11 protein-coding genes and 4 pseudogenes are annotated in these 13,279 nt (G+C 68.1%); 7 read left to right on the top strand and 8 right to left on the bottom strand.

What is annotated here, in order from left to right; translation table 11 throughout:
• Nucleotides 1–333 precede the first annotated feature (333 nt).
• Together EFK10_RS17120 and EFK10_RS17115 are read left to right on the top strand one after the other, a co-directional pair.
• Nucleotides 334–624: a transposase gene (locus tag EFK10_RS17120; RefSeq protein ID WP_127356547.1), complete on the top strand. Its 291-nt coding sequence runs from the start codon at nt 334–336 to the stop codon at nt 622–624.
• Between the two features lie 80 nt (nt 625–704).
• The gene (locus EFK10_RS17115; RefSeq protein WP_164836027.1) at nt 705–890 is read left to right on the top strand and encodes an IS3 family transposase; all 186 of its coding nucleotides are present in this window, start codon (nt 705–707) and stop codon (nt 888–890) included.
• Between the two features lie 413 nt (nt 891–1,303).
• On the opposite strand, the pseudogene EFK10_RS17105 reads toward EFK10_RS17115, so the two are convergent.
• The 4 genes and pseudogenes from EFK10_RS17105 to EFK10_RS48715 form a co-directional block, all read right to left on the bottom strand.
• Nucleotides 1,304–1,708 (bottom strand): annotated as a pseudogene (locus EFK10_RS17105) (hypothetical protein); the annotation flags it as partial.
• A 272-nt stretch (nt 1,709–1,980) separates the two neighbouring features.
• Nucleotides 1,981–3,735 carry a hypothetical protein gene (locus EFK10_RS17100; protein ID WP_127356545.1) on the bottom strand — a complete coding sequence of 585 codons (1,755 nt, stop codon included), beginning with the start codon at nt 3,733–3,735 and terminating at the stop codon, nt 1,981–1,983.
• Between the two features lie 484 nt (nt 3,736–4,219).
• Nucleotides 4,220–4,999: a DUF5707 domain-containing protein gene (locus tag EFK10_RS17095; RefSeq protein WP_127356544.1), complete on the bottom strand. Its 780-nt coding sequence runs from the start codon at nt 4,997–4,999 to the stop codon at nt 4,220–4,222.
• Between the two features lie 496 nt (nt 5,000–5,495).
• Nucleotides 5,496–5,648 (bottom strand): hypothetical protein, encoded by a 153-nt coding sequence (locus EFK10_RS48715; RefSeq protein WP_206305479.1) that lies wholly within the window; start codon nt 5,646–5,648, stop codon nt 5,496–5,498.
• Between the two features lie 505 nt (nt 5,649–6,153).
• On the opposite strand from EFK10_RS48715, the gene EFK10_RS17085 reads away from it, so the two are divergent.
• Both EFK10_RS17085 and EFK10_RS50295 read left to right on the top strand, forming a co-directional pair.
• Nucleotides 6,154–7,605: an acetamidase/formamidase family protein gene (locus EFK10_RS17085; protein ID WP_240677268.1), complete on the top strand. Its 1,452-nt coding sequence runs from the start codon at nt 6,154–6,156 to the stop codon at nt 7,603–7,605.
• Nucleotides 7,606–8,521: 916 nt separating this feature from the next.
• Nucleotides 8,522–8,749, top strand: a pseudogene (locus EFK10_RS50295) (hypothetical protein); the annotation flags it as partial.
• 61 nt (nt 8,750–8,810) lie between these two features.
• On the opposite strand, the gene EFK10_RS17075 reads toward EFK10_RS50295, so the two are convergent.
• Complete coding sequence (locus tag EFK10_RS17075; RefSeq protein ID WP_127356542.1) at nt 8,811–9,542, bottom strand: SDR family oxidoreductase; 732 nt, start codon at nt 9,540–9,542, stop codon at nt 8,811–8,813.
• 95 nt (nt 9,543–9,637) lie between these two features.
• On the opposite strand from EFK10_RS17075, the gene EFK10_RS17070 reads away from it, so the two are divergent.
• The 3 genes and pseudogenes from EFK10_RS17070 to EFK10_RS17060 form a co-directional block, all read left to right on the top strand.
• The gene (locus EFK10_RS17070; RefSeq protein ID WP_127356548.1) at nt 9,638–10,486 is read left to right on the top strand and encodes a LysR family transcriptional regulator; all 849 of its coding nucleotides are present in this window, start codon (nt 9,638–9,640) and stop codon (nt 10,484–10,486) included.
• A gap of 98 nt (nt 10,487–10,584) precedes the next feature.
• Nucleotides 10,585–10,716 (top strand): annotated as a pseudogene (locus tag EFK10_RS17065) (IS630 family transposase); the annotation flags it as partial.
• A pseudogene (locus tag EFK10_RS17060) lies at nt 10,714–10,920 on the top strand (IS5/IS1182 family transposase); the annotation flags it as partial. The pseudogenes EFK10_RS17065 and EFK10_RS17060, both read left to right, overlap by 3 nt.
• 58 nt (nt 10,921–10,978) lie before the next feature.
• On the opposite strand, the gene EFK10_RS17055 reads toward EFK10_RS17060, so the two are convergent.
• The 3 genes from EFK10_RS17055 to EFK10_RS17045 all read right to left on the bottom strand — a co-directional run.
• The gene (locus EFK10_RS17055; RefSeq protein ID WP_127356541.1) at nt 10,979–11,746 is read right to left on the bottom strand and encodes an alpha/beta hydrolase family protein; all 768 of its coding nucleotides are present in this window, start codon (nt 11,744–11,746) and stop codon (nt 10,979–10,981) included.
• A gap of 165 nt (nt 11,747–11,911) precedes the next feature.
• Entirely contained in the window at nt 11,912–12,640 is a 729-nt protein-coding gene (locus tag EFK10_RS17050; protein WP_265737522.1) for an IS701 family transposase, read from the bottom strand.
• A 48-nt stretch (nt 12,641–12,688) separates the two neighbouring features.
• The coding region (locus tag EFK10_RS17045) for a peptidoglycan-binding domain-containing protein (RefSeq protein WP_206305478.1) at nt 12,689–13,279 on the bottom strand (591 nt) is incomplete at its 5' end.

The following is a 13,279-nucleotide window of genomic DNA, read 5'->3' as shown; positions in this document are numbered from 1 at the left end:
CGCCACCACAGAAACCGACTGAACCACCACGACCACAGGCCACGTGGGTCACGATTCATCCGGCCAAAGTGGGTCCAAGTTCAGGCGCCCCCGACACTCGGACCATCCACTCTCTGCCGGGTAGCCCCGCAGCTCCCATAGCCATGACGATCTTCCCTCCCCATCGGTGTGGGCGAGATCGTAGCCGCTGGGCGATCAGCCGTGCATGGTCGTCCGTCTCCGGCCGCCGCTGTTGATGTCGAAGAAGTGAAGTTCCCCCGCTGAACTGGACAGCCTGATACTGGGACGGTTGAGTCTCGGAGGAAGCAGTCCAGGTTGAGTGGCAAGAGCAGCATGAGCAAGCGGTACACGGCCGAGTTCAAGCGCGACGCGATCGCTCTCGTCCGTTCGTCGCCGCATCAGAACGTCACCGAGATCGCCCGGGAGCTGGGGGTCAGCCCCGAAGGACTTCGCGGCTGGGTCAAGCAGGCGAAAATCGACCGGGGCGAGCGGCCCTCGGGCGCGCTGACCAGCGATGAGCGCGACGAGCTTCGGCGCCTGCGCCGCGAGCTGGCCGAGGTCAAGAAGGCGAACGAGATCTTGGTAAAAGCCGCGGCCTTCTTCGTGAAGGAGATCGTGAAGTAGGTGATGCGTGCCTCTTCATCGATGCGGAGAAGGCCACCGAGGACAACCCCGATGGCTACAGCGTCGCGCGGCTGTGCCGCGTGCTGGGCATCAACCGCTCCACCTACTACGCGTGGCTCGCGTCGCGGCCCGACGCCGTCGAACGGCAGTGCGCCGAGGACGAGTTGGCCGGACAGATCCGCGCCATCCACGTGACGTCCCGAGGCGCCTACGGGGCCCCGCGCGTGCACGCCGAGCTCCGCCGCAAGGGCTACGCGATCAACTGAGGAGGCCAAGGTCGAGTGCGGCCTTCGCGTATTGTCTGGTGGCCATCCTCGGCTGTCATCTCACTGGAACCACAGCACTGCGCAGTTGGAACCTGGGCTCATCACGATGGGTGGGATCGTCCTCCGAATTGCGCAACTTGACGCGACGCAGCCCAGGCGGCCCAAGGGCAGGGAAGCCTGGTCGGTGAGCCCGCAGACGGCCATCGTGCGCGTGGTCGCTTCAACCGGGGCGGTCCTCGAGTGGGCTGTGCTAGCTGAGCGGCTGCCGTGGGCCCTGGAGCAGGTGCGCGCGGCGGCCTGAGAGTGGAGATCGGTAGACCTTGAGGGTGTGGGTGCTGCTCGCCTTGCCGACGATGACCGACGTGCCATTCTTACCAGAGGAGTTGGCAGGCTTCACCAGCGTCTTGTCGGCCGCCTTCTCCCAGTAGCTGGGCGCTTGCCCAGGCGCACAGCGTGTCCGGGTCGCCCGCCACGTCCCAGGCTAGATCCGAGGCGATGGCGGGCCCACTCGCCGGGCGGTGGATCCACTGCGCCTCGAACAGCACCTGGAAGCCAACCTCCGTCAGGTCGAGGTCGGCGAAACTGTCCTTGACGGAGGCGCCGGGTGCGGTGATGTCGATCCGGGCTGCCAGAGCGGCCGGGTCGACACCTGGCACCAGCGTCACCGCGTCGGGGTAGTAGAGGGGTGTGCGGGCCGGGGCGGCCCAGGCTTGCGCGCTGAACTCGCTCGCCAAGCCGTGCGATCGGCTCATCGCCGCGCACCACTCGGCGTTGTTGCGGGCGGCGGTCTGGACCAGGAGCTGCTTCGGCGTCGTCACGAGTGCGGATCATGGCCCGTCCCGGCCAGGCCGGTCGAACGGTTTTCCACTGCCCGCAGGACGGACGCTCCGCTCGGAGGCACGTCGGCCCAGCTCTTGGGGAATTACGTGACAATCGGCGCAGCCGTGCATCTACTCCGCGTACGGCAGCGCCTGCTTTCAACACTACGGCCCAGGTAGGGACATGATTCCCTACCTGGGCCCTTCGGGTGGCGCGCACTGATTCCTGCTCAGAGAGGCCCCTCGCCTGGTTGAGCCGGCGGGGCGCCGGTTCAGTGCCTGACGGTGAAGAATTGCCACGCGCCCCAGGTGCTGAGGTTGGTGGTGTCCTTGCTGCTGTGGACGTACTCGGCCCGCATCCGGAACTTGCTGTTAATCGCGTTGGTGAGGCTCAGCGTTCCGTAGCCGCTGCTGGTCTTGCTGAGCGTGTGGCAGGAGGAGGTGCTCAGCGTGTGCCAGGCACTGCTGTAGTACCGCTGCACCTGGAAACGCACGCACTGGCCGGCCTTGTTGGGCGTGACCGTGGTGTTGAGCTTTGCTTTAGCGGTGTGGTGGTAGACCCGGTAGAGGGTGCTGCCGTAGTGGGTGTTGGTGTAATAGCCGCTCAGCGACTCGGACACCTTGACGTAGTCGTAGGTGGTCCGGGTGGCCGTGGCGGGGGCGTAGTGGTAGTCGCCGGCGAAGGCTGCGGTGAAGACCGTGTTGTGGGTGAGCTTGTAGCTCGTCACCAGGTTGCCGTGGCTGTCCACCGCGCTGGTCTTGATCAGGCTCTTCTTGCCGCCGTAGGGCTGCGCGTAGATCGAGACGGTGCGGTCGTTGTAGGTCGCGCCGAGGTGTGCGGTGACCGTCGCGGTCGCGCCATAGGCGTAATGCGTGGCGTTGGTGGTGAGCGACACGGAGGCTGCGCTGCGGGAGACCTGGACGGTCGCGGACGCGGTGGCGGCCTGGTGGGTGGTGTCGCCCGGGTAGCTCACGGTGAAGGTGTTGGCTCCCCCGATCTGCGGGTCATCGGTGATCTCGAAGGTGCCGTCAGCGGACAACGGCGCGTCAGGCAGCGCCACCCCGGTGGGATCGCCAAGGTCGCTCTTGATCACATGAACGACCTCACCGGACTCGTAGGGGCCTGCCGACAGCTGCCCGGAGACGGTCAGTGGGGCCGCCCGGCCACTTGTCGCCGGGGCGGTGAGGCTGAGGGTGGTCGGGCTCGGGGGCGGGAGCTGCCACGGAACCGTGAACGTGTACGTTGCCGGATCCTGCGAACGGTTTCCCGCCGCGTCGACTCCGATGACGTAGAGGGTGTGTACACCCCATGGGAAGGCGGTCGTCAGGCTGCCGTTGCCCTGACTATCAACGGGGACCTGGGGGGCACCGATACCGGGTTCCTGATCCACGCCGTACTCGAAGTGGTCCAAGCCGCTGGCCTGGCAGTCCGGGGTCCCGGCCACGGTGCACCCGCTCGGCAAGGATTCGCTGGAACTGAAGCTGAACGTGGTGAACTGTCCCGCTGCCTTCTTGGGCGTTCCCGGGCTGCCCACCGGCGGAAAGTCCGGGTTGGTGACAACAGGGGTGGCGGGTGCGCTTCCGTCCACCGTGAAGTAGCAGGTCCCGGTCGGATTCGAGTACGCCGTCCCGTCGTACGTCGACGCGTACCAGCCGTAGGTGTGCCCGTCCACCAGAGGCAGCGGGACGTACACGGATTGGGAGACCCCCGGCAGCCCGTCCACCGACCCGTCGGCCTCCTGCGAACCGTCCAGGTCCCACGCGTGAACGACTCCCTGGTAGCTCACACCGTTCACCGTCGGCCGCGGTACGCCGATATCGACGGTCATACCCGCGGGAGGGGGAGTGGACACGGCGCTCCAGGCCGGGCTGCTGTCGCTGCCGCAGTGGGTGTCGGCCAATGTGGGCGTCGGCAGTGCCGGATCGATCGGGGTCTGTGCCGCAGCCGCTGCCGCCGGAAGCGCTGCCACAAGCGCTCCCGCCAGCAGAAGCGCGAGCCAGCCGCGATAGTGCGCGGTTCGGTTCACTGGCGTATTCCTTCCGGGCCGGACCCGCCCGTCGGTGTCGTGTGCCTACGCTCGCAAGCGAGGTCCTTGCGCGTGGTTTTAGCCGTGCGCTCGGTGGTTACCAGGGCGGCTTGCGAATCCCCCGCGCCCCTGGCTGTCTCTCCCCCGCTGCTGCGGTAAAGATCCGCAGAGCAGGCGGAGCCTACCACTCACGCGATCATAGGAAGGCCTGATCAACCATCTTTTGGGGCCGGTTCGGACGCCTACGGCGCCGTACGGGCACGGTCCCGAGCGACTGCGGCGTCGAAGGGCCCACGGAAGCGACTGGACTCCCATGGAGTGGTGCCCTCTCCCCAGATATCGCGATCCCCACTCTTTTTCCCGGCCTCGATCTTCTGGCTGTGAGTGCCGTTGTAAACGGTCTGCGATGAAATGCCGACACCGAATACCGTGGCCCCGACCGTGGCAGAAGCCCGGCGACGGATACCTGGGAGCGGCCGGAGGGTTACTTCACGTCGACGAAGTCACCAGCGGTGGTGAGCGCCGAAGTGGTGGCGGTGCCGGCGAAGTTCCAGCGCCAGAAGCCGTCGACGGAGGCCTTGACGGTGGTCTTCAGCGCACCCTTGGCACCTGACTTCACGGTCTTGACCGTGGTGTACGTGGAACTGCCCTTCTTACGGAACTGCAGCTTCACAGGCTGGTTGGTGTAGCCCGCGTACTTGTGTGTCTCCCAGTTGGCACGGGTCAGGGCACCGGTGACCGTGATGGTCTTGCCCTTCTTCACCGGCTCCGGGGCGGCGTTGACCGTCAACCGGGACTGGCGCAGCACCTTGACGGTCCCGGCGTTGTCCTTCTCCGCATTGTCGTTGTCCTTGGCGAGGGCGTCGGCATAGATCTTCCAGGTGCCGGCTGCGGAGTTCCCGGTCAGGATGTCCTTGTCCGCGGTCTCGAAGGGGACCGTGACCGTGCAGGTGTACGTGGTTGCATTGGAGGCCGTGCACGAGGACACATCTCCGCTGCCGGCGATGCCGTCCACCTTGCCCCCGGTCTCGTGGTACGCCATCGCGTAGACGTTCGCGATGCCCGAGTCGTCAGTGGCGGTCACCGCCACAGTGACCGACTTCGAGGTGGTGGTTCCCAGGATCACCGGCTTGCCGCCGTTGACGACGACCTTGGTGATCTTGGTGTCGCCCGCGCTGCTCGTGTCCGCGTGAGCGGCCGGAACGGCAAAGGCGGAGAGAGCCAAGGTGCCGGACAGAATGGCGACAGTGGCACGAGTACGCATGAGTCCCCCACAAGGAAAGAGCGGCCTGCCAGTTCCCCCCCCGGCAGGCCGTGTTGACTTTCACAGCATATGCAAGCTGTGAAAGTCAGGCCATGGCTGTTTCACGTCCGTGACAGGACCGCCACAGGTCTCAGCCAAACCAGCGATCACGCGCCAACCCCTCCGTACGCGTGGGGCCTTCCAGTAGCGCGGCAACCTCGAACATCGCCGGCCCACACGCGCACGTCATCGTCGGTGTGGACGCTGACGGTGTCACCGCGCATGCCGGAGGGGTTGCGGGGCAGTCCTCCGAGTGGGCAGCTTTGATGTACCAGCACTCTGCCGTGGCGCGACAAAGGGAGGTTGCCGACGGGCTTGACGTCCGGGTGCGTGCCGACCGACAGAAGGGCGCTGTAGCAACAACTGGCCGGGCGGGGCAGTGGGCACGGGCTTCAGCTGTTCTCTTCCCGAGGACCGCGCGAAGGGTCTGCATGGGCGGGCGGCGTGCGCGCGGCGATCAGTTCGTGGAGTAGGCCTCGATGTCGGCGACGACGTTGACCGAGCCGTGGGGGTTGTAGAGGCCGACCGTGCCATGGGAGATGGGCAGGTAGGTGAGGACGGGTGTGGTCTGTCCGCGCATGAAGTTGAACGCCGGCGCTGACGATCTCAAGCTTGCTCGCCGCTCGAACACGACCGCAAGTCGGCTTCACGGACCCGGCATGCACACCTTCCGTCCCGGTTTGCTGTGATTTCCTACCGCGCTGCGAAGCCTGCTTGTGAGGCAGGAAAGGGCTGGTCGGAGCTGTTCGCATCCGGAGGTGAAATCTCAAGCTAACCGTGGCCAAGCGTATTCGCGAACGGTGTTGGCGAACCGCATGCGAGGGCGTCGCCCGACTGCGTTGACATTCCCCGCAGTCAAACCGAGCAAACATAGATCGGGTACTTTGCATCTATTTTGCTTGACTTGCTCAAAGCTGTGCGTAATGTCTGATTAGTTCGGTTCAACGTTCAACCGAAGGGCGGACTCGCTGTTGCGAGCTCGCCCTACGCACCGGCACACCGTGCCCGGGCTTCGCGCAGGGTTCGGGGCACAAGGACCCGGCTGTTCGGGAACCGCTGATCACTATTTACAAAGCGACGGTCCTCCGCACGGCGGCGTCATCCACGGCAATCGCATGCCGAACACCACACAACGACAGGAGTACCATGTGAACACCCCCTCGATGGACCCGGCTGACGCCCGGGAAATGCTCGTCTCCCGCTTCGGGCGCCGCGGTTTCCTGCGCGCGGCCACCGCTGTGACCATGGCGGGTACCGCGGCGGCGCTGGTGACGCCGGGCCAGGCGCAGGCGGCGGGGCCCGCGAAGGCGCCGAGGGCGGAGCGCGCGAAGGCGCCGACGGCCGCGTTCCCGAAGGAGATCCTCCAGCCCGGCAAGGGACCGGTCCACGGCCGGCACTACCTGTCCTCGCTGCCGGAACAGGTTCTCTGGGGATACGTACCCTCGCGGGCCGACGAGCCGGTGCTGCGGATGCGCTCCGGGGAGACAGTGACCGTCGACACGATCTCCCACGAAGGCCTCCTGGAGGACCAGGGACGCGACCCGGTCACCTACTTCAAGAGCCACGGAGTGCCTGCCGATCAGGTACTCAAGGACGCGATCGCCGTCGCCCGCCACTACACCCGGACCACCCGGAACTTCGATGTCGACGGCCCCCACGTGGTCACCGGCCCGATCCACGTCGAGGGGGCGCAGCCCGGCGACGTACTGAAGATCGAGATCCTCTCGCTCCTGCCGCGCGTGCCCTACGGTGTCGTGTCCAGCCGCCACGGCACCGGCGCCCTCGCCCGCCAGGCCGGCGGCTCGGCCCCGGCGGGGATCACGCTCGACGAGGTCATGCCTCCGGTGTCGACGGACAGGCGGTCCACCGGCGACCCCGTCCACTACGGCAATGTCTCGGTCTTCACGCCGGTCCGTAGCGGTCGCGCCGGGGTTCTCAAAGGCGTGGTGCCGCTCGGCTCTTCAGGTGAGGTTGCCTTCCCGCTCAAGCCCCACATGGGCATGATGGGCGTCGCCTTCGCGTCCGCGAGCTCCCTCACCTCACCTGCTCTCAACTCCATACCGCCGACCCTCGGGGGCGGCAATATCGACATCAGCCGGCTCCGCCAGGGCGCGACCCTCTACCTCCCGGTCTTCGCCGAGGGCGCGCTGTTCTACACCGGCGATCCGCACATGGCCATGGGCAACGGCGAAGTGGCCCTCACGGCCATGGAGGGCTCCCTGCGCACAACTTTCCGGCTAACGGTGTGCAAGCGAGGGACGGGCGACGCCCCGTCCGTCGCCTTCCACTATCCCTTCGCCGAGACCCCCGACTCGTGGATCGCCGTGGGCCTGTCGGACCCCAACGGCAGCCAGAACGGCCAGATCAACGACCTGAACATCGCCATGCGGCGCGCCGTGGTCAACGCGCTGGACTTCCTCCAGCACGACCTCGGCATGGACCGCGCGGTGGCGTACGCGTATCTGTCAGCAGCCGCCGACTTCGAGGTATCCCAGGTCGTGGACCACACCGTCGGAGTGCACGGGGTGATCGAGAAGGCTCACTTCGCCAACGGGCATCACGCGTAATCACCGCCGGGGTCGAGTTCGACGTCCTGGGAATGCATCAGGATGTCGTGCCCTGGGAGCTGTCGATCAGAAGCTGTCCTCTTACCGAACTTGATCGCTGACTTTGCGCTGGTCAGGCATAGGGTCGGCTGCGGTGCGGCAGGGATGGCACGTCGTGTCGTCTCGTTGGTGGAGGTGCCGGGATGCCGTCGGTGTTGATGACACCCGCGCTCGGCTGCGGATCCCTGTGGGATGCCATGATTAACGCACCGCCTCTGACCAGGTGCTTTGCAACTTTAGTCGATCATGGCAAGCTCGGACTGCATGGCTCTGCGCATGCTCTACCTCATCTTCCTCCGGCTCCTCGGACTGCTTCTTCTGCTGTCGCGGTCGGAGGCGGCCAAGGATGTCGAGCTGCTGGCGCTGCGCCACGAGAACGTGGTGCTGCACCCCCAGCTCGGCGTCCGGCCGCGCTTCGCCTGGCCGGAGTGCGCCGTGCTCGCCGCCCTCGCCCGGCACCTGCCCGGCCGGCTCCGCCTGGTCACCCCCGGCACCCTCCTCGCCTGGCACCGACGCCTGCTGCGCTGGAAGTGGCGGCAGAAACCGGCGCGGACCGGCCGACCGCCGATTGCCGAGGAGCTCACCGCGCTCATCCTGCGCCTGGCCCGGGAGAACCCGAGGGATCGACCCGCATCCAGGACGAGCTGCGGCGCTTGGGCCACCGCGTCGGCGCCTCGACCATCCGTCGCATCCTCCGCAGCGCCCGGCCTCGGTCCTGCACCCCGACGCGGGCCCAGCGGAGGGCCGTCGTGGCGCGAGTTCCTGCGCGCCCAGGCCTCCGGCCTGCTCGCCGCGGACTTCTTCCACGTCGGCACCGCGGCCTTGACCAGGCAGGGGCTGGCCGCGCTGGACCCTCGGTGGGCGGGAGGCCGTCCCCATGGGCGGCTCGAACCACCCCAACCACACCGTGCTCGCCCGCAGACTCCAGGACTACCTGCGATGGCGCAACGCCAGCGCCCGCCACCCCGACGTCCTGGCCGCCCAACGCCGCGAACGCGCCAAGATTCGAGCGAACGCCAACAACGCTGGAGTGTTCCTCCGGAGCGGTGCGGAGCGTTGCCCCGGGCGCCGAAGCGTTGGCCGGGACGGCCGCCACAGTCGATGAACCTGTTCGAGACGCGCGGGCGAAGCCGCCCCACCCCGACGGGTGATGACCGCCGTGCGCATCACCAGGGCACTACGCCAGCGTCCTCGAAGAACTTGCCGGTCGGGCCGTCGTCGGGCAGGGTCGCGAGTTTGATGGCGATCGCCGCGCCCTGTTCGGGGGTGCGCACGCCGCGGAAGCCGTTGAGGTCGGTCGCGACGTAGCCGGGGCAGCCGGCGTTGATCAGGATGTTCGTGCCGCTCAGCTCCCGGGCGTACTGGAGGGTGACGGCGTTCAGGAACGTCTTCGACGGCGCGTACGCCACGGCCACCGGACCCGTCGTCTGCTCAGCAGCGGTTCCTGACTGCCGGGTGAGGGAGCCGACACTGCTGGACATGTTCACGATCCGCGGCGAGGCAGAGCGGCGCAGCAGCGGCATCATCGCGTTGGTGACGCGGATGACGCCGATCACGTTGGTCTCCACGACCGTCCGGATGGTGGCGGGATCGACCCGGGTGGGCTCCTGCGGCATGCCACCGGTGATGCCGGCGTTGTTGACGAGCACGTCGAGGCGCCCGGCCTGCTCCTCGATCAGCCGTGCGGCGGCGGTCGCGCTCGCGTCGTCGGTCACGTCCAGCGGTACGCCGAACGCGTCGACGCCGGCCGCGCGCAGCTTCTCCACCGCGGCCTCCCGGCGCTGATCGTCGCGGGCGCCGACGCCGACGCTCCAGCCGAGGGCGCCCAGGCCCGCCGCGATCTCGTACCCGATTCCCTTGTTCGCGCCGGTGACCAGCGCAATCGTCCGTTCACTCATAGGGACCATGCTGCCTCGGACCCCGGCGGGGGGTCCAACACCGATAGGGTGGGCAACGATACCGTCCAGGTATGGATCCGGAGTACCGTGGCTGTATGGAGACCCGGGAACTGCGCTACTTCGTCGCCGTCGCTGAAGAGCTGCACTTCGGGCGCGCCGCGCAGCGGCTCGGGATCGCACAGCCGCCTTTGTCACGGGCGGTCCAGCAGCTCGAACGCCGACTCGGGGCAGCGCTGCTGGATCGGACCAGCCGCACTGTCACGCTGACCGAGGCCGGCTCGGTGCTGTTGGCCGAGGGCCGGGCGGCCCTCGACGCGGTCGACGCCGCCGAGCGCCGGACCCGCCGCGCCGCCCTTTCCGCGACCGGCCGTCCCGGCCTGGTCCTGGTCACGAAAGCCAGCGCGTCCAGCGAACTGCTGGCGAAACTGCTCGACGCGTACGCCGCCGAACCCGGCGCGGTCCCCGTCGACGTCATCCTGTGCGGCCCGGCCGAGCAGGAACGACTCCTGCGCGAGGGCCGGGCCGACGTGGCGCTGCTGCACCGGCCGTTCGACTCGACGGCCGGGTTCCACACCGAAGAGCTCAGCACGGAGAGCCAGGTTGTGGTCCTGCCGGCCGGGCATCCGCTCACCGTCCGGGCCCATGTGCACATGGCCGACATCACCGGGCTGCCGGGCCTGCCCCTGCCACGCTGGCCCGACCCCGACGGCACCTACCCGCCCGGCCCCGGCCCGCAGGTCCGCGACCACGCGCAGTTGTTGCAGCTCGTCGCGCTCGGCCGTGCTTGCGCGGTCTCACCGGAGTCGTGCCGAGCCCAACTGCACGGTGACCTCGCCGCCGTGCCCGTGCTGGACGCGCCGACAGTCACCACCGTGATCGCCTGGCCACCGCACAGCCGGTCCAGAGCCGTCGCCGACCTTGTCCGGACTGCGACACGTCTCTAGTGCTCTGACCGGGATGGTTCACCGGGTCGTGGTTCGCGTTGGTGGGCGCGGGGCCGGTTGGATGTGAGCCGACAGGCTGCCCAACAGGTGGAGGCTTGGTGGCAGAGCCCGTTCGAGTCCGCAGGCTCACCGGTCAGGAGGGGCAGCGGCTGCAGCAGATCGTGCGCCGGGGGAGCACCAGCTCGGTGCGCTACCGGCGGGCGATGATGCTGCTGGCCTCGGCCGGCGGGGCCGCGAACCGCAAAAAGCGCGGCAGTGCCGACGGTCGACCGGTGGCCCATGACGCTGAGCAGTACAAGGAGCGCAACACGGTGGAACGCTGCATCAACAAGATCCGGGCATGGCGGGGCCTGGTTACGCGCTACGACAAGACGCCCGCGAGCTACATGGCGGGGCTCCAACTACGCGGATCTATCATCTGGATACGCAGCCTCAACCCGGGGTCGCGGTCGCGGCGCCCGGCTGGCGAGCCGGAGGCCGCAACCGCGCAGGTCAGGCCAGCGAGGTGACCGCTCGGCCGAAGTGCCGGGCGAAGAAGCGGACCGCGCTGTCGGCCTCGAACCGGGGCAGTTCCTTGTGCTTGCCCGCGTTGGCGTGCAACGTCTTCTCCTTCGAGGCGAAGGCGTCGAACAGCGCGAGACCGGCCTCGCGCGGGATGTGCTCGTCATCCCACTGCATGTCGAACTCGATCGGGATGGTGATCTGCTTCGCCTTCTCGGCCAGGACATCGGGCCAGTGTTGACCGAAGACCGCGGCGGTGATCCTGGGTTCGATTGCCACGAACGGTACGCCGATCGCGGTGCCCATGTTGATGCCCCAGAAGCCGACCAGCCCGTCGGTGCCGATCTCCGGGAGTTCCTGGAGGGCATCCAGGGTCGCCTGGTACTCGGGCACGGCGAGCTCCGCCAGGTGGTCGTTGTAGCGCACGACGATCGGGCCTTCCGGCTCGCCCGCCGCCCTCGCCCGGAACAGCTCGGCGATCTCCTGCTCGTCGTGCGCCGTGCGCGGCCGGTCGCCGTGACCGGGCGCGTCGATGACGGCGACGTGGAAGCCGCAGCCGGTCACGAGGCGCTGGGCGCGGCCGGACATCGCCGGGTGCTTCTTGTGGTTGCCGCCGCCGTGGGCCATCAGGATCAGGGGCGCGCGATCGGCTGCGTTGGAGGCCGGCGACCAGAGGACGCCGGGGACGTCGCCCACGGTGAAGTCGCGTTCGAGCATGCCGTTCGACGACGACTCGGCGGTGAACTGCAGAGAATGCATAGGTGTTGCCTTTCGGGAGTGCCTTGTTGTCGAGGCGCTCCCGGCGACACCTACGTCAATCGCCCGGCCGTGACGAGAAGGGGGAGCACCCACGTCGATACAGCGTTCATGGGTCTCACCTCCTCGGGCGGTGTCACGGTCGCCTGAAAGCTACCAGCCCGATCATCATCCCTCCAACCCTTTTCCCGCCACGTGATCACAACTCCAGACAGGTACGTAGGGCAGGTGACGGCGCTCGGCGAAGGAACGGAAACCGCCGTCGCGGCCGTAGACCTCATCAGCGGCCAGCCAGGTGCCCGTAGGGAGCTGGGGAAGGATCCGGTCGATCATGGTCTCGGCGAGGCGGGGCTTTGTGGCGAAGCAGGCAGTCTCGGGTACCTGTGCGGCCACACGCCGCTCGCGGTCGTCTGCCCAGGCGCGGGGCAGGTAGATCTCCCGGTCGATCAGAGCTGCCCCACGGCTGGTGGCCCAGGCGGCGAACACGCCGACCTGGCAGGGAAACACACCGCCGAGGCTGCCGGAGAACTGCCGGGCGACGCCGACGGACGTCTCGCCTTTCTTGGCGAACCCGGTCTCATCGATGACCAGCACCCCGCCCGCTGCGTCGGCCAGCCCGTCCAGCGTGTAACGGCGGACACGGTCGCGCAGTTCGTCAACGTCCCACTTCGCCCGGTCCAGCAGATGCTGCTGTCCGTCGGGACGCCGCCAGCCTGCGTACTCGGCCAACTGCCAGCCGTTCTTTCGGGAGACCGGGCCCAACAGCCCGCGCACGCATGCTGTCGCCCGCCGTCGCAGATCCGCCCGCGGGAAGACATCAGAAACCTGCAGTAATAACTCCTGCAACTGGGCATCCCACGAAGCGACTTGGGACACCTCAGCTGACCAATCCTCCATGACCGGCAACTACCCGATGCATCTGATCACCGAACTACAACTGAAGGGCTAGGGTTGCGCGGTCCTGGCTTCCAAGGCGCGACGGGTGTTGGTGCCGTAAACGCCGTCGGTGTCGCCCCGGACGTTGTAAGCCTGCTGGAAGCGCAGGACGGCATCCCTTACGCCGCCGTCGTACTTGCCGTCAGCGGGCTCGTCGTAGAGCTGCAACTGTGCGAGGCGTTCCTGCAGTTCCACGACTTCGGCGCCACGGGCTCCGGGCTTGAGGACGGTGCCGCTCGCGGCGGCGGAGTCAGAGCCGCCGTGGGTGGCCGCGGCCGACGCCGACGTGACCGAGGCGGTCGCGGTCGCTGTTGCGGTCGTACGGCTGGCGCCCGAGGCGGAGGCGGTCGGGTGGCCGGGCAGGGCGGCGGAAGCGGACGTTCCGCTGGCGGAGGCGGCGTCGCCGCCCGAAGGGAGGACGAGGCTGGGGAGGGAGGCGTTGTCGTCGGGGAGCGCCCGGTCGTTCTGCTCGGTGCCGCCGAGGAGGCCGGCGATCACAACGATGACACCCACGGCCAGGACGGCCCCGGCACCGGCGATCACGGGGCGCCTGCGCCGGGGCGCGCGGCGGCGCGACCGGCGGCGCGACCGGGAGGGCGG

It is taken from the genome of Streptomyces soli (genome assembly GCF_003999195.1).
Classification (GTDB): domain Bacteria; phylum Actinomycetota; class Actinomycetes; order Streptomycetales; family Streptomycetaceae; genus Actinacidiphila; species Actinacidiphila soli.
The sequence above is the reverse complement of the archived record's forward strand: the minus strand, read 5'-3'. Positions and strand labels throughout refer to the sequence as shown.